This window comes from Priestia sp. YIM B13551, assembly GCF_042787905.1.
GTDB lineage: Bacteria > Bacillota > Bacilli > Bacillales > Bacillaceae_H > Priestia.
This window is the reverse complement of record NZ_JBHZOX010000003.1, coordinates 268,574-287,637: the sequence shown is the minus strand read 5'-3', so window position 1 is coordinate 287,637 and position 19,064 is coordinate 268,574. Positions and strand designations below refer to the sequence as shown.

The window sequence follows — 19,064 nt, the reverse complement described above, 5'->3', positions numbered from 1 at the left end:
TTTTTGTAATCGCTTTCTTTTTTATTTCTTAGTTTTCAAAAACTGAATGGCATCCCTTGTTTTATCAATATACTCAACCGTCTGGTCATACTGCTGCGCTGCAATACTTAAAAACAACACATCAATCACATAAAGCTGGGCTAAACGAGACGATGTAGCTGCGCTTCGAAACGGCGCTTCTTGAGAATAAGACGTATACAAACAAATATCAGCTAAAGACGAAACGGTAGACTGTCCGTATTTGGTTAAGCTAATCGTCTTTACTCCGCGATTTTTAGCTAAAGATAAGACGTTGCTTACTTCAGGAGTCTCCCCTGAAAAAGAGATGCCCACAACTACATCGTCTTTACTTGCATTTGCGATGAGTGTAGCTGCTAGATGGCTATCTGCAAAAGCCGTAGCATTTTTATTAATTCGAAGAAATTTTTGCTGCGCATCTATAGCAATAATATGTGAAGCACCGATTCCAAAAAAATGAATATTTTTGGCTTCAATCAGTGCCAAAACAGCCCGCTCTGCTTCTTTATAATTCACAAGCTCGGCCGTATCACTTAGACTTTGAATGCTGTTGCTTGCCGTTTTTTTGACAATAGATTGAATCGTTTCATTTGTTTCAATATCGCGGTATCCTTGCTCCGTATCTCTAGCTAAATCTCCGGCTACTCTTACCTTTAATTCTTGAAACCCGCTAACCCCGATAGATTTACACAAACGAATAACAGCAGCACTGCTAGCATTCGCTAGTCTACCTAATTCCCCAGCCGTACTGTTTACCACAGTATGCGGATTATTTAAAATATATTCAGCAATTTTCCTCTCCGAATCAGGAAGCTTTGCCACCGTGTTTTTAATCATTGTTAATCCGCCTGTTGACATCGTTTCTCTCCTTTATACGTAATGTTCAATCGCTTTTCTCACATAACCGCCCGCATCATTCAGTAACATCTTCGCGGTGTCGTAATTTTCATTTGTTTTGATCATAACCACTGCTGTTTTCACCTCATTATTTGCTTCTTCAAGCGTTTGATTTGCTTGTTCATAAGAAACACCTGTAATTTTACAAATAATACCTATCGCTCGTTCTTTAAGCTTTTCATTACTCACATGAACATCTATCATTAAGTTTTCATACGCTTTTCCTACTTTAATCATAGCCGCTGTAGAAATCATGTTGAGAATCATTTTATGAGCGCTTGCTGCTTTTAACCTTGTGGAACCTGTTAGCACTTCCGGACCTACTACTACCTCAATACTATGGTCCGCTTCTTTTCCAATAAGAGAATTACCATTTATTTATTACGTTTAAAATTTCTTTTTTACTAGCCGCATCTACCTTCATTGCCTACTCGTTTTGAGACTCTGTGGTTAACAATGTAAGCTGTTCATTCATCTTTTTAGCTCCTTTTTAATCTTGTAGTAAAGTTATGGTTATTATAATCTCTTTAAAATATAATTTCGATAATTTTCTTTCTTTTTAAAATTTCGTTTTAAAAAACAACATAAAAAAGTCACGAACCCGTGACTTTTCTAACAACATTCATAACTTATTTCTTGTTAGCGTTTTCATTTTAATCTCTAATAATTCCATTACTTGTTCCTATCAGTACTTCTTTACCTTGTTGATTTCGATACACTGATTTGATTTTCACTTTTTGAAAACCATCTGCTTTTTCTACTTCAGTTAATATGCATTCACAGGTAACTGTATCTCCCGCAAAAACTGGACGAAGAAATTCACTCACCATTTCTCTTGCAATGTAGTTTAAGTCTCCTCCTATTTTTGTCCCAATACTAGCAGTCATAAGTCCATGCACCATTAGCCGCCCTTTTTCGTCACGTTCTATATGATGTTTGCCCCGGTCTCCAGTCATCTCCGCAAACTGCATGATTTCTTCCTCTTGAAACGTTCTTTGCCACGTAAATGTATCTCCTGCTTTACATTCCATCTTATCCCTCCCCTTAAGATTATGACTTTACTTTTTAACTATATCACAAAAATGAACAGTCATTCATTTACACATCAAAAAAATAGCAGAATAAATATATCCTGCTATTTTTGACAAGTAGGACAGTAATAAAGCCTTCTAGAAGCAGCTTGCACTTTTAAGATAGGCGTGCCGTCAATTCGGCAAGCTTCTCCTTCACGGTTAAAAACCCAGTGGCGGTATTGAGAGCGCTTTTGGCCTTTCTTTTTTAACGTTTCAGCAAGCTTTACATCATTTGTAATGCCACCTGTTTCATAGGACTGTTTTACAAGAGAAATGGTTGCTTCAGCTGCCTTTTTAAGCTGTTCTTCCGTGCAGTCTACTGGACGAGCTGCAGGATTAATTCCCGTTACAAATAGGATTTCACTGCGCAAATAATTTCCAATCCCCGCTATAAAGCTTTGGTCTAGCAGCAGCGACGCCCATTTTCTGCGGTAAAATGGCTTAGAGTAAAAGCGATCTAAAAGCTCATCTGCCGTTACTTCTTCACTTAAAGTATCCGGACCTACTCTTGATACAAAAGGATGAGCAGAAACTTCTTCATCACGTAATACTTCAATATCAGAAGCGCTATAGAGCAGCGCTGATTTCTTTTCATTATGAATAGCAAGACGCAGCTGTCTGTTTGTAGATGGATAATTGTAAGACGAACGTACATACCATTTTCCATAAAGCTGATTATGTGAATAAATGGTATAGCCGTTGTCAAAACGAATAAGCATAGCCTTCCCTTTTGTATCTACCCTTTTAATACGAGCACCCGTTAATACTTCTTCGTAATGCTGTAAAGATGGAAAAGCAAACCATATCTCTCTAACGGGAAGACTGATAATCGCTTTTTCCACTTCATCGGCTGCTCGTCTAATTTCTGGACCTTCTGGCATATAATGAAACTCCTTTCTTGCCTGACTTTCTTCATTTATTATTTCGGTTTTATTTCTGCTTTGCAAGAAAGAAGCGGTTGAACTCTTTTTTTCCTAAAAGAACCTTTAAATTATGCATGACGGTTACTCTTATAGTAAAATGTTGATACCTTTTTTTACTTTCTATAGTGTTTATCTTACTTCCTTTGACTTATACTAGCTGATAACCTTTTAGAAACTTGTTAATTATCTATATATGAGGAGTTTATTATGAATAATCAATCATTTTCTCCACTATCAGCCGCCGAGATGGCTGTTATTTGGAAGCAATATATGAACGATAAAGCAATTTCTTGTATGCTTAAACATTTTCTGTGTCATGTAGACGATTTAGATATTCAAAAAGCGATTCAAGGTACACTGCACATCACAACAAAAAACAGTGATGCGCTCACTGCTATCTTTTTAAAAGAAAATATGCCAATCCCGCTCGGTTTCGGCGAAGAAGACCTTGATGTTGAAGCTCCAAAATTATTTTCGGATTCTTTTTATTTGCTTTATTTGAAGCATATTTCAAATGTCCTTCTGCTATCAGCAACTACGGGTGTCGATGTTGCCGCAAGAAATGATGTACGATCTTTTTTTCGCAGCTTGCTATTAAAAGCAGAAAAGCTTAACCAAACGATTACAGATTTGCTGTTAGAAAAACAAATTTTTATAGAGCTTCCTCCTATTCCTATTGCAGATGCGTCTGATATGAACGATAAAAGAACTCTTCTTGGGAAGCTATTTTGATGAAAAGCGGCCGTTAACCGTCATTGAAATTTCTCATATCGTGTCAAGCATACAGACGAACTTAATTGCAAAGGATTTAATTTTAGGGTTTGCTCAAACAGCTCCTTCTCAGGAAATTCAAGCTTTTTTGTTAAAAGGTAGAGAGCAGGTACAGCAGCACATTGAATCCCTGTCACAACCGCTAATGGTAGAAAACATACCGGTCACAATGAAGTGGGATTACGGAGTAGAAAAGTCTTCCGTTCCTCCATTTTCAGAAAAACTCATGATGTTTCACCTAGCCGCGATGATTACTGAAAATGTACGTGGATACGGGCTTGCGATGTCAACGAGCCCGCGTTTAGATCTCGCTTTAAACTATACAAACTTCACGAATGAAATTTTGGAATACGCCAAAGAAGTATCAAGAATAAGTATTGAACAAGGATGGCTAGAAGAGCCTCCGCATATTCCATTCCCAAAAATTCATTTGGAATAAAAATGAGATTGGGACATAACGAAATGAACCCAATCTAAAAACGAGCAATAGGGATATATAAGTTGGACTGCTTGTAAAACCTACGTTCACCATGATTACAAAACAACACGAACTATTCATCCATTTTTGATGGATAGTTCGTGTTTAACTTTAACTACACTACTTTTGTCACAGCCTCATTTTTTAGATTCTCTCCACAGTAAATAAAGAAAATACGGAGCGCCGATAATGCCAATGATTAATCCGGCCGGAATTTCAATCGGAGGAGCAATTCCTCTCCCAATTAAATCTGCTCCTAGTACAAACAAAGCGCCAAGCAAAGCGGCTATAGGAATCAATTTTTTGTGTCTCGGTCCCACTAACCGTTTGGCCACATGAGGAATAATAAGCCCTACAAAGCCAATGGTGCCAACAACCGATACAACCGCAGCCGTCATTGCCACCGCGCTTGCTAGCAATACTAAACGAATTAACTCTACTCTAGCCCCTAGTCCTCGAGCCACTTCATCACCTAAATGAATTAAATCTAATCGGGCAGCTAACAGCCAAATCAGCGGTACTAATATAACGACCCAGGGAAGTAAACCAATTAATTGATCCCATGTCCTTCCCCATAAGCTGCCGCTCAGCCAAATCAGTGCCGCATTTACGTTTGGATTTGCTTTTGAAATTAACAAGTGAATACCGGATGAACAAAAAGCGCTGACTGCTACACCTATTAATGCAAATCGAATAGGTTCTACTCCTTTTTTATAAGCAAGCAAATAGACGATGACAAAGACAAGCGATCCTCCTGCAAACGCAGCGGCGGATAAAACAGATGGGCTTGCTAAAGGCAGTAAAATAGTGACTGCAACAGCTGCTAATCCTGATCCGCTTGATAGACCTAATGTATCTGGACTAGCGAGCGGATTTCTCATAATGGACTGTACGACGACTCCGGACACAGCTAGGCCGACTCCTGTTAAAATAGCCAGCAAAATACGAGGTAGACGAAATTCTACTAAAATGGACGTCAAGTCAGGATCGCCAATACCAATAAAAGACGTAATAATGTCTAGAGGAGGTATGTTAATGTCTCCTAAGCTAAGGCTTATGACACTCAGCGCTATAATTAAGACAGAAAGAATGATAAACAGGCCGACAGACTTGAATCGAGATGGCTGCTTTTTTGTTTTATTGACAGTCTGCATATAACTCATGCCTTCCTTTCTGTTTTTTTGCGTCTCGCTAAGTAAATAAAGTACGGCGTTCCGAGCAATGCTGTTACTGCACCTACAGGAGTCTCATACGGGTATGTAATAAATCGTGATAATACGTCTGCTAATAGCAATAAAGATGCACCAAGCAGCGCGCTCATTGGCAAAACGACCCGGTAATCTACACCTATTAAATAGCGTACCATATGAGGAACAACAAGCCCTACAAAGCCAATGGGACCCGCAATTGCCACCGAAACACCTGCTAATACAATCACAACAACTGCAGTGAACGCTCTAATGGCAAAGACTCGCTGCCCGAGTCCTCTAGCTACGTCATCTCCTAAAGACAATAAAGAAGACGCTCTTCCCAGACCAAACGCAATAAGCAGGCCCGCGATGCTAAAAGGAACCAATACATGAACATGTCCCCAATCTCGCCCAATAACTGAACCGGTGAGCCAGAACATAACGCCTTCTGTTTTGCTTTCATTAAAAATCAGCAGTGTTTGCGTGAGAGACATAAGCATACCTTGTATAGCAACACCTGTTAAAGCAAGCTTTACATCACTGTCGCCTCCTTTAATCAACGAACTCATGACATAAACAATAACAGCAGCAAATGCGCCTCCTAAAAATGCACCGAATACCCCGCCAATCATGCTTACACTAGGCACTAAAACCGTTAAAAATACCATTGCCGCTGATGCGCCGGCATTAATACCAAAAATACCAGGAGAAGCTAATGGATTTCTAGTTAATGCTTGCATCAACGCTCCAGCGACAGCCAAATTAGCGCCAACAAATGTGGTTACCAGTAAGCGAGGCAGACGGACAGTTTGAATAATAGACTGTTCTTTTGATCCGTCAAAATTTAGTATAGCTTGCTTAATCGTTCCAAAAGAAATATGTATAGAACCGATGGAAATAGATAAAAACATTGAAATCAGTAAAAGAATAATAACCGCAAGAAAAATAGCTATTATACGAAGCGGAGATTTGTTTCTTTTGGATAAGCCGTGAACAGCTTTCATAGTAGACTGCGCCTCCTTTCATTTGAAAGTTCAATAAAAAGAAAAGAACAATCCCGCTGGATTGTTCTTTTCTTCGTTATTATTTGCCTTCAAATAATAACTTTTCTGCTTCATCTGCAATACCATTTGCACCTTGTACACTTCGGCGAAGAGACCATTTAAATACATCAACTTCATACACTTGATTATTTTTAACCGCTTTTAGCTCTTTCCATAATGGCTGTTTTGCTAAAGGCGTATGACCTTTTTCATTTCGCATAACAATGAGTTTGTCCGGATCTGCTTTTACGAGCTGTTCCATTGTCATTTTTACACTGTACTCTTTTGTAGGATCTGTTAATGCATTTTTGAAGCCTAATTGCTCAAGAACACCCGTTGTAAAGAAATTTGAAGTTCTAGCATTAATATTACCATTTGCATCAGCGATAACAAGTACATTGCCCGGATTTTTTGGTGCTTTTGCTTTTAAATCCTTCATTTTTTTCTTATGCTCTTCTACCACTTTTTCAACTTTTGCTTTCTTGCCAACCGCTTCTCCTACTTTTAACTCTGTATTTAGTAAATCATCGTAATTAGCATTTAAGTTTTTTAACTCAATCGTTGGCGCAATTTTCGATAATTCTTTGTATACATTTTTATGACGTTCTGAATCGGCGATAATCAAATCGGGCTTCAGCAGTTTAATCGATTCCAAGCTTGGCTGCGCTCGCGTGCCAACTGATTTGTATCCTTTGATTTCTTTTAGTACATCTTTATCAATAAGCTGTTCTGCTTTATCATCATCAGCTACTCCTACAGGTTTGATACCAGCATCTAACAATGCATCAATAAAGCCTAACTCTAATACGACTACTCGCTTTGGATTCTCTTTTACCTTTGTCTCTCCAAGCTCATGCTTGACCACTCTTGTTTTTTCACTTTTTTCATCAGCTGAATTTTCCTTATTCGTGCTGCTGCAGCCGATAAGCATTCCGATTGCCAGCATTGTAATAAAAGCCAGCAGTCCTATTTTTTTCTTATTCAAATGTCATTCCTCCTGCTTGTATCTTTATGTAGATAATCGACTCTTGAAACTGATAATCGTTATCATTATATCAGTTTTATCTATTTAAACAAGCTGATTCGTTATTTTTTAATTAAAAAAATTATATCTATTCTACAAAAAAAGAGATTGAGACATAGCTACATCATTCCAATCTAAAGACGAACAAATGGGATATATGAGCTGAACTGCTTGAGACACCGCTAGAAGCAACTCAATATATGAAACCTACGTTCACCCTACCCATGAAAAAAACCGAACGATTCATCGTTCGGATCTTCCTTCAACTAAACTATTTTTCTCCCAGCCTCTTTTTAGCAGACTTTCTATGAATATGGTGTAATAGGCGGCAGTTCACTGCTAAGACACCATTTACCTATGTCACGCAGCTTATAAGCAATAGGATCGTGTAAGCTAATTGTCCGGGCGTTGCGCCAGTATCGATCAAATTTATACTGATCAGACGTTGCTCTCGCTCCCATCCCATCAAATATAGTAGAGGTAATATGTAAGACCGTTTTGACAGTAAATGTTTTGGCCAACGCAATCGCAACTCCGGACTCGCCCCGCTGCTGTTTCGTTAGCGCATCTTCTTTTTTCCATGCATGATCAAATTCTGCAACAGCTTTTTCTATAAGTGCTGAACAAGCATGAAGATTTAAACTCATTTCACCGTATTGCTGAATAATGTAAGGATCTTGCTCCGCTGCTTCAACATCCGAACTTATCCACGGCTTTGTATGAGCCTTCACATAAGCTTTTGATTCCTCCAAAGCTCCTTGAGCAATTCCGTACAATAAGTGAGTGAGCATAAGCTGAGCCAAATGCGTTCGTACCGTAGGAAAAACCTTTTGCTCTTCGGCTGCTTTATACAATATTTCTTCTTCATAAACGATAACATCTTCAAACTTTACACTTCCGCTATTCGTTTGGCGCTGTCCAAATCCGTCCCAATTATCTTCAGTAACGATTCCGGCTCTATGAGTAGGAAGTACACATAGCAATACCTCACCGCTTCCTTCTTCTTGAGCCGATACTAACAAACGGTCTGAATCCGTTGCCCCGGAACAAAAACTCTTGCTTCCGCTGAGCATTAATCGTCCATTTTCTCGAACTGCTTTTAGTCCTGAATCTCTAGGATTAAAGGCATTGCCCCAAAATAGCTGCTGAGCTGCTGTTTCTTTGTAAAAAGTTTTGTACTGCTTAGTACTTCCAAACAGAAACGTTGAACAAACCGTCAAATAATGATACCCCAACAAGTGTGCAAGTGAACTATCTGCTTTCGCAATGATATTCACGACTTTAAAAACAATCGGCCAGCCGGCTCCATAACCTCCGTATTCCTTAGGAATTGGGAGGGCTAAAAGACCGCTTTTTCTAAGCAGATTACGCTCATGTAGAGGCGTTCCACCTTCTCTATCTCTTTTTACAGCAGTTTTGGAAAACTCTTTAGCCAACTGGTTAGCCAATTCAAGGATCTTCTCTTGAGACGCTGCAATCGTTTGGGTGTTGTTCATGATTACCCTCCTTTCTCACCTTTTAGCGGGTGCTTTATCATTCACTTTCACTTCACCAAATGGACTGATAAATGTGCGCTCGTTCTCATCGTGCTTACACTTAACTGGAAGCCTTGGAAACAAAAGCTCTGCTGTTCGATATGCTTCTTCTAAATGAGGATATCCAGATAAAATAAATGTTTCGATACCTAACTCTGCATATTCTTTGATTCGTTGTGCCACCGTATCAGCATCTCCTACTAAAGCAGTCCCTGCTCCTCCTCGAACTAACCCTACACCAGCCCATAGGTTAGGACTTACCTCTAAGTTTGAACGGTCACCTTGATGCAAGGCGCTCATACGTTTTTGACCTTCTGAATCCATTCGAGAAAATACTTTTTGGGCTGATTTAACAGCTTCTTCATCTACATGTTGAATCAGTTCATCTGCAGCTTTCCAGGCTTCTTCTTCAGTTTCACGAACAATGACATGAAGCCTGATGCCAAATCGAATTTCTCTTCCTGTCTGCTTTGCTTTTTCTTTCATTCGTTCAATTTTTTCTTTGACTTGTGCAGGAGGCTCTCCCCAAGTCAAATAGACGTCTATATGCCTTGAAGCAACGTCCATCGCTACAGGAGAAGAACCTCCAAAATAAAGGGGAGGATACGGTTTTTGGATCGGCGGATAAAGCACGTCGCCACCTTTAACACTCAAGTAGTCTCCGTCGAAGTGAACATCGGATTCATTTAATACCCTTCTCCATATTGTCAAAAATTCATCTGTCAGCTCATAGCGATCGTGATGGTTTAAAAACACTCCGTCTCCTTCTAACTCAACGGGATCTCCTCCTGCTACGACATTAATAAGAAGCCTTCCTTTAGAAAAGCGGTCAAACGTTGCAGCCATTCTTGCGGCTTGTGTAGGCGACATTAAACCCGGGCGTACCGCTACTAAAAACTTCAGATTTTCAGTGACTGGCACTAAAGTAGAGGCAGCAATCCATGCATCTTCACATGATTTTCCCGTCGGAAGCAAAACTCCGCTATAGCCTAGCTCATCCGCAGCTTGTGCAACTTGTTTGCAATAAGAATAGCTTGCAGCCCTGGCTCCCTCATGGCTTCCTAAATAACGTCCATCTCCATACGTTGGAATAAACCAAAATAACTCCACTTGTATTCGCCCCTTTTTAAAGCTACATAAAAAAACTCCGTTATTACAAATAAACTGCAATAAGGAGCCTCAGTTGTCTGATAGCTTCATTTTTTACTATTTTTAAATCAAGCATATGGATTAGGTATAGGGTACTGCTGATTCAACACCCAGTTCCCAACCGTTCGAAGCTTGTATTCAGCTGGATTATGAAGAGTATGAGTTCTTACATTACGCCAGAATCGGTCGTATCCGTATTCAGCATGAACCGAACGCGCTCCCATAACTTCAAATATCTTACTTGTGATATCCAGTGCAGCATTACCAGCAAAAACATTGGCAGCCGCTACGTGAACTGCTAGGTTTCCACGTTCTTCTTCCGTTAATTTTTTGCCTTTTTCCCACGCTTCATCCAATATGAGAGCTGCTTCATCTGCAAGTGCACTGGCTGCTTTTGCTTGAATCCAGAGTTCACCGTATTTTCGCAGTATACCTGGATCATCAGAAGCTTTTTCTACTCCTGATGTTAACCAAGGCCTTGTTTTAGAAGCCGTGTAGTTTTGTGCTTCTTCAATTGCTCCAAAAGCGCTTCCTATAAAGACATTCGTTAAAATAATTTGCGACAGCGAGGCTCCAATAGTTGAAAAAGGAGTAGGATTTTCAACAAAATCTCGAATCACTTCATGTTCTTCTATTCGTACATTTTTAAAATCTACATTTCCACTTCCCGTCTGTCTTTGTCCCATCGCATTCCAATCATCTTTGACGGTAATGCCTGTTCTGTCAGTAGGCACGACGCCGTTTAAATATTGCCCTGTTTCTCTGTCATTAAATGATAGCCATAAGTACTGAGAATCAGGTGAACCAGAACCGAACGCTTTCGTTCCATTTAACAGATAACCTTGTAATTGCTTGTCACCTTTTAGGCTTTCTACTAAAGGATTAGAGGCATTTCCCCAAAAAGCTTGCTGCTGAACAGATAAAGGATAAAAATAGGCCTGCTGTTCTTCTGTGCCTTTGATTCGAATATCTGAGACAAACAAGGAGTGATAGCCGTATAGATGACCCAATGCTGCATCGCCTTTCGCCAACTCTCGAACAATAGCTAAAGCCGTTGACCATCTCCCGCCTTCTCCGCCATATTTTTGAGGAATTAATAAATTTAACAGCCCACTTTGGCGAATAGCATCTTTTTGCTGTTTAGGTGTTCCGCCTTCTTTATCTCTTTGTGCTGCATCCTTTGCAAAAAAAACGGACAGCTTTTTTGCTTGATCAAGATAAATTTCTTCCTTTACAGTTGTTGCAGTCATGTTAAACTCTCCTTTTGGCTCGTCTTTCGATACTGAGCGCCATAGTGTTCATCAGGCAAGAAATGTGATTTTTTAAATAGCTTTTCTCTATAAGTTCCTTCACTGTAATCTGTTTTGAATAAATCTCTTTCCTGCAAAACAGGAATCACTAAATCAATAAAGTCAGCAAACGTTCCCGGCGTGGTCACATAAGCCATATTAAATCCATCCATGCCTGTATCGTCTATCCACTCTTCCATAAAATCAGCTACTTGTTCTGGACTTCCCACAGTAACCGGTCCCATTCCTCCGATACTGACAAATTTCACTACTTCTTCTACCGTCCACTTTCTATCGGGATCACTTATTGTAAATTTCTCTAAAGCGGAACGAACTGAATTCGTCGCAATAAATTCAATAGGCTGTTCTGGTTCATAGGCAGAAACATCGATTCCCGTCCAGCCGCTAAACAGCGTAGCTGCTCCTTCGAAATTGACATAGCTCTCAAACTGAGCAAGCTTCTCCTCAGCCTCTTTTTCAGTTCGTCCAACAATTGGTGTAAATAAATTAAAAATTAATACGCTCTGTGGGTCTCTGCCTTCTGCAGCGATTTGAGCGCGCATTTTTTTCACATAATCTGCGGCTACTTTTTTAGTAGGAAAACTTGTAAAGATACACTCAGCATGTTTGGCGGCAAATGCTCTTCCTGGGGCAGAAGCCCCTGCTTGAAATAAAACTGGAGTTCGCTGCGGGGAAGGTTCTGATAAATGTACACCAGGAACACTAAACCACTTCCCTTTATGATTAATCGGATGAACCCGGTCTGGAAGTGTAAAGATCCCTTTTTCTTTATCTTTTACAACAGCTCCTTCCTCCCAACTTCCTTCCCATAATTTATAGCAAACTTCTAAAAATTCATCGGCAATATCATAGCGGGTTTCATGCGTAAAATGTTCTTCTAATCCTAGATTAATTGACCCGCTTTCAAGATATGAAGTCACAATATTCCATGCAATACGTCCATTTGTTAAATGGTCCAACGTCGAAAATTTTCGCGCAAACGCATAAGGCTTCTCATAAGTAGTAGAAACCGTTACCCCAAACCCTAAATGCTTTGTGGCATAGGCCATAGCGGAAATAAGCGCAGTTGGTTCATTCACTGGAAGCTGAGCAGCTTGCTTAAGAGCTCCTTCGTTACTTTTCCTGTAAACGTCATAAACACCTAATACATCGGCTAAAAACAAACCGTCAAACTTTCCTTTTTCCAATAGCTTAGCTAACTTCACCCAGTAATCTAACGTTTTATATTCGGCCGCCTGATCACTTGGGTACGTCCACAAACCAGGTGTCTGATGTACAACACAATTCATATCAAACGCATTTAAATAAATATGTTTCCCCATAGAAACCTCCAAAACTAATTAAATACATAAATTAACTAAGAATTAAATCTGTTTGGAAGTAATCTTAAAACATATTCTTCCAGAGTGTCAATGAAACTTCTCTCTTTATAATGAAAAATAAATGAAGCCATTACTAATGCTGAATTAGGATTTCTTTAAAGGTTATTGACTTATGATTCTAATAACTGTAAATTAACTAACTATACCAATAAATTTAGTTGGTTTATACAATAATTAAAGGAGTTGATAACATGATTGAACTCAAAAATGTAAATAAGGATTTTTTTATAAAAAACAAACCTGTTCAAGCTTTAAACGAGATTAATTTAAAGGTGGATAAAGGAGAGATTTACGGGATTATTGGGTTAAGCGGAGCTGGTAAAAGTACCTTGTTAAGAACAATAAATTTACTAGAACGTCCGGATAATGGACATGTTTTTGTTAATAACCTTGACTTAACTACCTTAACTGAAAAGCAATTATTAAAGGCCAGAAAGAAAATAGGAATTATCTTTCAAAACTTCAACTTATTATCTTCACTTAATGTTTACGGGAATATCGCAGAACTGCTAAAAATTCATCACTACCCTAAAAAAGAAATCAACTCACGCGTAATGGAACTCCTCAAGCTTGTTGGCTTAGAAGATAAGGTTTACGCCTATCCGGCAAATCTTTCTGGGGGACAGAAACAACGTGTTGGTATTGCACGAGCGCTTGCTATTAATTCGGAGATACTTTTGTGTGATGAAGCAACTTCAGCATTAGATCCTCAAACAACAGAATCTATTCTACAACTTTTAGTAGATATCAATAAAAAGTTCAACTTAACCATAGTACTTATTACGCATGAAATGGAAGTAATAAAGAGAGTTTGCGACAAGGTTGCTGTTATGGATAAAGGAAAAATTGTAGAATCAGGAAACATCATTAACGTATTTAGTAATCCTCAACACTCTATTACGAAAAGTTTTGTAAAGACCATTTTTAATGAGGAACTTTCTTTTTCAACTGTTAATAAAAGCTTTAAAGATTCGCTAATAATAAAAATTATCATGAGAGAAGAACATAATACCGCTACATTGTTAGAAGAATTAAAACAACAGTTTAATGTATCTACGTTTATTTTATCTGGTACCATCACTGCCGTTAAAGGCAATCCATTAAGCATTTTACTTCTTCGAATCAACGGCCCACACCTAGATATAGCGAATGCTACGAACTATATACAAAATCATGTTTTTTACACAGAAATAATTTCAAAACCTCAACTAAAAAACCAAGGAATGTCTATTACTTCATAATCATTTAAAGGAGAATATCTAATGCAAGAATTATACTCATTATTTTCTCAAGGTATCATTGATACCACTGTTATGGTTTTGATTTCACTCATTCTTTCTACTCTTATAGGAATACCCTTAGGAATTCTTCTGGTTATCACTAGACAAAACCACTTATTATCTAATACATATATCTTCACAATACTCAACACGATTATAAATATTTTAAGATCGGTACCTTTTATCGTTTTACTCGTAGCTATTATTCCATTTACCACTTTTATAGTTGGTACTCCTATTGGTATAAGAGGAGCTGTTGTACCGCTAATTGTATATACTGCCCCCTATATTGCACGTTTGATGGAAACTACTTTATTAGAGGTAGATTGGGGAGTCATCGAAGCTTATAGAGGAATGGGAGCTTCTAAAGTACAAATTGTTTTTCGAATCATGTTACGCGAATCTAGATCCGGTATTATCTTATGTCTTACTATTGCAACTATTGGTTTAATTGGGGCTTCTGCTATGGCAGGTGCGGTTGGAGCCGGGGGACTTGGTGATTTGGCGTTAAGATATGGATATCAACAGTGGGATTTAAAGATAATGTTTATTACTGTTATTATCTTAATCGCAATTGTTCAACTCGTTCAATCTAGCGGTAATTATTTTTCTAAAAAATTGCAGCGAAAATAAAGTTAATTATTACTAATAAGGAGGAAAATCAAAGTGAATAACAAACTAGTAAGGTTATTAATTGTTATTTTAATCATTTTTGCAGTTGCAGGATGTAGCAAACCGGATTCTGTTGCGACTTCTGAGAAAACGCAAATCATTAATATTGGAGTTACATCTGGTCCTTTTGAAAAAATTGCAAATAAACTAAAAGAAGTAGCAAAAAATAGAGGTATTACTGTTAAAGTCACTACGTTTAATGATTATATTTTACCTAATCAAGCTCTAGTACAAGGTAAAATCGACGTAAATGTTTATCAAACAAGTCAATTTTTAGAACAATATAATAAGGATCACAAAACAAATATCACCGCAATCGCTAAAGCATATACTAGCTCTCAAGCTATTTATTCTGAAAAATACAATGATATTAAAGATATTCCAAAAAACGCCACAGTAGGCATCCCAAATGACCCAATTAATCTTTGGAGAGGCTTACTTATCTATCAAAGCGCCGGTCTTATTACATTAAAACCCGGTACAAACAGCAAAGCAACCATAAAAGACATTGAAGAAAATCCTAAAAACCTAAAGTTTAAAGAACTCGAAGCAGGAATGTTAGCACCTACTTTAAAAAACTTGGATGCTGCTATCATACCTAGCAACTATGCATTGCAAAATGGATATAATCCTAAAAAAGACGCATTGTTCCTAGAAGACAGTGATAAGTTTGCAACATTTGCGGCAGTCACTCCCAAAAACAAAGACAATAAACAGATTAAAAAACTAGTTGAATTATATGGCTCAAAAGAAATGAAAGCATATATTAAAAAGCGTTACGACGGCGTCTATAACCCTGTAGATAATCCTTTTGATTTGACTGAAGAAGCAGTAAAACAATAAAAAAAGCGCCACATTTTCTTTTGAAAAATGTGGCGCTTTTAGCGTTAGTCTTCAATACAAAGATACTGAATCACTTCTTTTAAAGTTTTCTCTTTCATCGATTCGATGTGTAAGTGATATCTCTCGAATGACAGATGTTTAGTTAACGGATTTGGTACAATCACACAGCGTAAGCCTGCTGCCATAGCAGCTTTCGCACCATTAGAAGAATCTTCAAATGCTAAAGCTTCAGAGGGCTCTACTCCTAGCTTTTCAATTGCATTTCGGTAAAGAGCCGGATCTGGCTTCACTTTTTCTACATCATCGCGCGTTTGAATGACTTCAAAATAGTGCAGCAAATCTAGCTCTTTTAAAAATGCTGTTACCCAGTCTCGATATGAGCTGCTTGCTAAACCAATTTTTAATCCAAGTTCTTTTGCTTCTGCCAAGTACTCCGCTACACCTTCTCGGGCTACTAATGATTTCATTTTTTCTTGATGACGTCTTAACGATTCTTGAGCTAGTTCCTCTTTTGTGAACTCATTGTTAAACTGCTGAAGCAAGTAATCGTAAAGTGCTGTAGCATCCGTTCCTACATAAGAAGCAAACGTTGCAATCGGTAGATCTACTCCCCTGTCTTCTAACATTTCGCGGTATACCTCATACCACACTGATTCTGTATCAATAATTAATCCATCAAAATCAAACACAACTGCTTTAATCATAATTTACCTACCTTTTTCTATCTTATCGTTCTTACATAGTAACACGTTCAAAATACGTAATCCATAAATGTGGCTTCCTTAATAAGATAGGCTTAAACAGGTAGTTTCTATCCTTACTTTTCTCCGACTTTCATCAAAGGTGACATTTCTTCTGTTTCCTTAAACTCAATGGAAGACAGCTGCCTTCTAAAACCTTTCGTTGCATACACTAAATAAACTAAACCAGCAATCGCCCAGCCAATACCAAGTAAAAATGAATTGCGCTCCAAGTTAAGCCATAAAACGCCAATCGCCGCTGCTCCTAATAGTGGCATAATAATGTATGACCAAAAACCCTTAGCCGACCGGTGCTGCTTTTGATGAACAGCATAGTGCGCAATAACCGAAATATTAACAAAAGAAAACGCAATGAGTGCTCCAAAATTAATAAATGACGTAGCCGTTGCCAGACTGAAGAAAATGGCAGTTGCTGATACAAATCCGACTAATACAATATTTCGAGAGGGAGTGCGCAGCTTAGGATGAACATAACCAAAAAATGACTGAGGTAAAATTCGATCGCGTCCCATTACGTATAATAAACGCGAAACGCTTGCATGCGATGACATGCCTGATGATAATGTTCCTGCAATTCCTCCAGCTAAAAAGACAATTTGAAACAGCGTACCGCTCACATACATAGCAATTTCAGGAGCCGCAGAGTCTGGATGCTTAAATCCTTCTAACGTTGGAAAAACCGCTTGAATAAAATAAGATGTCACGGTAAACATGACTCCTCCGATTAATGCAACTAAAAAAATAGCTTGCGGAATCGTTTTTTTAGGATTGGGCGTTTCTTCTGATAACATAGCCACTGCATCAAATCCTAAATAGGAAAAACACATAAGTGTGGCTCCCGCTATTAGCCCTGATGACGTCATGTTCTGATTAAAGAAAGGCTTCATAGAAAAAAGAGTACCTTCTCCCATTCCTCCTAGCAAGGCTTTGATTGAAACAGCAACAAACAATACTAAAATCGTCATTTGAAATATAACAAGAAACGTATTGAAATTGGCGGTGAAATTAACGCTTCGTAAATTTAGCAGCGTAACGATAATGACGAAGCTGACAACCCAAATCCACGATGGTACCGAAGGAAAAATAGATGATAAATAAATTTGAAAAATAAGTGCGTTAACCATCGGTAAAAAGAGATAATCCATTAGTGCAGACCAGCCAACTAAGAACCCTAAATGCGGATTGATTGTCTTTTGCGTATATGTATAAGCTGACCCTGCATTTGGAAACACTTGAATCATCTTTTTGTAGCTTACTGCCGTGAGAAGCATCCCGACAAGGGCTATTATATAAGACGTGGGAACGTGTCCATTCGTCATATCAGACGCAATCCCAAACGTATCAAACACTACCATCGGAGTCATATATCCGATCCCCATTAATACAATCTGCCATAATTTCAACGACCTTTTTAATGTTACTGTTTCATGTTTCATTTATCTTCCCCCTTCTATTTATTAAGAACATTCTGACAATTAAATCCATAAATGCCTGTATTTAATTTCTTTATATAAAAATGAATGACTTTCATTCATTTTTTATATAAAGAGTAGTTACATTTACTATAACAAATATATGATTTATTTCTTTAAGTTGGTAAGGGTTGCTAACAAACTATCTTTTTCTTTTATCATATTATGAAAGCGCTTTATTTTAAATAGCTATATGTTCCTAATCTCCTGCTATATCAACGCAGAAATACCCTCTGAATAAGAGGGATTTCTGCTTACAAGCCGTTATTCAATCATCGTATCTAATGACTCTCTTTTCGTTTTCACTGCAACTAAACTAGCAAAATCATGAATGATTGTAGCTGCAAGCAACGAGGTTATCTGAGTTGGATCATAAGAAGGCAGCACTTCCACCAGGTCAAATCCAACATAGTTAAATTCCGTCAGAGAACGGATCATTTTTAGCGTTTCTCTGCTGCTGAATCCGCCTACTTCAAGTGTTCCTGTTCCTGGTGCACAAGAAGGATCAACAAAATCAATATCAAACGTTAAAAAGCACGGCGTATCTCCAATCGCTGTCTTCATTTGCTCTAAAATCACTGAAAATCCTTGATGTTCAAGCTCCCCTGCCGTTACTACATGATAACCAAGGTCTTTGCTTTCTTGAACATCTCCCGGATGATTTAATGTTCCTCTGATACCAATTTGAAAGACCTTCTTTGGATCTACTAGCCCTTCTTCATATGCGCGTATAAAAGGAGATCCGTGCCAATATTTTTCATCGTAATACGTATCCCACGTGTCTGTATGAGAATCAAAATGAATCATAGCCACTGGACCATATCTTTTAGCAGCAGCACGAAGGCTTGCTAAGGTAATCGAATGATCTCCTCCAATTCCAATTGGAACAATTCCTCTATCCATAAGAGTGCCTACTGCTTCCTCCATTAATTCATAGCTTCTGTGAATATTATGCGGAATAACGGGCACATCACCAATATCGATAGCATTTGTATCATCGAATGGATATACGTCGTGTACCGGGTGATAAGGAAACAGCGTCATGGAAGCTTGCCGAATTGCCTGAGGTGCAAAGCGCGCACCTACTCTAAAAGATGCTGCCGTATCAAACGGCATCCCTACTAGCCCTACTTTTGCATTTTCTCTTTCCGCTGGCAGCCTCATAAATGAGCCCGTTGTACAAAATTCTGGTTTGACATCTGGGGACAATGGATATTTCATAATTTACTCCTCCGTTTCAATG

18 protein-coding genes and 1 pseudogene are annotated in these 19,064 nt (G+C 38.4%); 5 read left to right on the top strand and 14 right to left on the bottom strand.

Features of this window, described 5'->3' with window-relative positions:
* Nucleotides 1–21: 21 nt before the first annotated feature.
* The 4 genes and pseudogenes from ACFX4N_RS18480 to nei form a co-directional block, all read right to left on the bottom strand.
* Nucleotides 22–876 (bottom strand): MurR/RpiR family transcriptional regulator, encoded by an 855-nt coding sequence (locus ACFX4N_RS18480; protein WP_192100527.1) that lies wholly within the window; start codon nt 874–876, stop codon nt 22–24.
* Nucleotides 877–888: 12 nt separating this feature from the next.
* Nucleotides 889–1,290: pseudogene (locus tag ACFX4N_RS18475) on the bottom strand (N-acetylmuramic acid 6-phosphate etherase); the annotation flags it as partial.
* 278 nt (nt 1,291–1,568) lie between these two features.
* Nucleotides 1,569–1,946: an FAS1-like dehydratase domain-containing protein gene (locus tag ACFX4N_RS18470; protein WP_013055587.1), complete on the bottom strand. Its 378-nt coding sequence runs from the start codon at nt 1,944–1,946 to the stop codon at nt 1,569–1,571.
* 104 nt (nt 1,947–2,050) lie between these two features.
* The gene (gene nei, locus ACFX4N_RS18465) at nt 2,051–2,869 is read right to left on the bottom strand and encodes an endonuclease VIII (protein WP_057274378.1); all 819 of its coding nucleotides are present in this window, start codon (nt 2,867–2,869) and stop codon (nt 2,051–2,053) included.
* Nucleotides 2,870–3,118: 249 nt separating this feature from the next.
* Here nei and ACFX4N_RS18460 point away from each other — a divergent pair, with 249 nt between their 5' ends.
* Together ACFX4N_RS18460 and ACFX4N_RS18455 are read left to right on the top strand one after the other, a co-directional pair.
* The gene (locus ACFX4N_RS18460) at nt 3,119–3,643 is read left to right on the top strand and encodes a DUF3231 family protein (RefSeq protein ID WP_244659722.1); all 525 of its coding nucleotides are present in this window, start codon (nt 3,119–3,121) and stop codon (nt 3,641–3,643) included.
* Nucleotides 3,627–4,121 carry a DUF3231 family protein gene (locus tag ACFX4N_RS18455; RefSeq protein WP_244659721.1) on the top strand — a complete coding sequence of 165 codons (495 nt, stop codon included), beginning with the start codon at nt 3,627–3,629 and terminating at the stop codon, nt 4,119–4,121. Before ACFX4N_RS18460 ends, ACFX4N_RS18455 begins: the two co-directional genes overlap by 17 nt.
* Before the next feature lie 176 nt (nt 4,122–4,297).
* Here the strand turns inward: ACFX4N_RS18455 and ACFX4N_RS18450 are convergent, their stop codons facing one another.
* The 7 genes from ACFX4N_RS18450 to ACFX4N_RS18420 form a co-directional block, all read right to left on the bottom strand.
* Nucleotides 4,298–5,314 (bottom strand): FecCD family ABC transporter permease, encoded by a 1,017-nt coding sequence (locus tag ACFX4N_RS18450; protein ID WP_013055584.1) that lies wholly within the window; start codon nt 5,312–5,314, stop codon nt 4,298–4,300.
* A gap of 5 nt (nt 5,315–5,319) precedes the next feature.
* Entirely contained in the window at nt 5,320–6,354 is a 1,035-nt protein-coding gene (locus ACFX4N_RS18445; protein WP_057274377.1) for a FecCD family ABC transporter permease, read from the bottom strand.
* A 79-nt stretch (nt 6,355–6,433) separates the two neighbouring features.
* The gene (locus ACFX4N_RS18440; RefSeq protein ID WP_057274376.1) at nt 6,434–7,378 is read right to left on the bottom strand and encodes an ABC transporter substrate-binding protein; all 945 of its coding nucleotides are present in this window, start codon (nt 7,376–7,378) and stop codon (nt 6,434–6,436) included.
* Nucleotides 7,379–7,722: 344 nt separating this feature from the next.
* On the bottom strand, nt 7,723–8,913 hold the full coding sequence (locus ACFX4N_RS18435; protein ID WP_057274375.1) for an acyl-CoA dehydrogenase family protein: 1,191 nt from the start codon (nt 8,911–8,913) through the stop codon (nt 7,723–7,725).
* Nucleotides 8,914–8,928: 15 nt separating this feature from the next.
* A complete protein-coding gene (gene ssuD, locus ACFX4N_RS18430) occupies nt 8,929–10,062 on the bottom strand; it encodes an FMNH2-dependent alkanesulfonate monooxygenase (protein ID WP_013055580.1) in 1,134 nt (377 codons plus the stop codon).
* 107 nt (nt 10,063–10,169) lie between these two features.
* Nucleotides 10,170–11,351: an acyl-CoA dehydrogenase family protein gene (locus ACFX4N_RS18425; RefSeq protein WP_013055579.1), complete on the bottom strand. Its 1,182-nt coding sequence runs from the start codon at nt 11,349–11,351 to the stop codon at nt 10,170–10,172.
* Nucleotides 11,348–12,733 carry an LLM class flavin-dependent oxidoreductase gene (locus ACFX4N_RS18420; RefSeq protein ID WP_192100526.1) on the bottom strand — a complete coding sequence of 462 codons (1,386 nt, stop codon included), beginning with the start codon at nt 12,731–12,733 and terminating at the stop codon, nt 11,348–11,350. Before ACFX4N_RS18420 ends, ACFX4N_RS18425 begins: the two co-directional genes overlap by 4 nt.
* A gap of 251 nt (nt 12,734–12,984) precedes the next feature.
* On the opposite strand from ACFX4N_RS18420, the gene ACFX4N_RS18415 reads away from it, so the two are divergent.
* The 3 genes from ACFX4N_RS18415 to ACFX4N_RS18405 are packed head-to-tail and all read left to right on the top strand — an operon-like array spanning nt 12,985 to nt 15,588.
* Nucleotides 12,985–14,034, top strand: coding sequence for a methionine ABC transporter ATP-binding protein (locus ACFX4N_RS18415; RefSeq protein WP_057274373.1), 1,050 nt, complete (start codon nt 12,985–12,987; stop codon nt 14,032–14,034).
* Between the two features lie 21 nt (nt 14,035–14,055).
* Nucleotides 14,056–14,706, top strand: a complete 651-nt coding sequence (locus ACFX4N_RS18410) for a methionine ABC transporter permease (protein ID WP_057274372.1) — start codon at nt 14,056–14,058, stop codon at nt 14,704–14,706.
* A gap of 33 nt (nt 14,707–14,739) precedes the next feature.
* On the top strand, nt 14,740–15,588 hold the full coding sequence (locus ACFX4N_RS18405; protein WP_192100525.1) for a MetQ/NlpA family ABC transporter substrate-binding protein: 849 nt from the start codon (nt 14,740–14,742) through the stop codon (nt 15,586–15,588).
* A gap of 44 nt (nt 15,589–15,632) precedes the next feature.
* Here the strand turns inward: ACFX4N_RS18405 and ACFX4N_RS18400 are convergent, their stop codons facing one another.
* From ACFX4N_RS18400 to speB, 3 genes are all read right to left on the bottom strand, one after another.
* Nucleotides 15,633–16,289 (bottom strand): HAD family hydrolase, encoded by a 657-nt coding sequence (locus ACFX4N_RS18400; protein WP_029324848.1) that lies wholly within the window; start codon nt 16,287–16,289, stop codon nt 15,633–15,635.
* 116 nt (nt 16,290–16,405) lie between these two features.
* A complete protein-coding gene (locus tag ACFX4N_RS18395; RefSeq protein WP_192100524.1) occupies nt 16,406–17,785 on the bottom strand; it encodes an APC family permease in 1,380 nt (459 codons plus the stop codon).
* Between the two features lie 300 nt (nt 17,786–18,085).
* Complete coding sequence (gene speB / locus ACFX4N_RS18390) at nt 18,086–19,042, bottom strand: agmatinase (RefSeq protein ID WP_029324846.1); 957 nt, start codon at nt 19,040–19,042, stop codon at nt 18,086–18,088.
* Between the last annotated feature and the right edge of the window lie 22 nt (nt 19,043–19,064).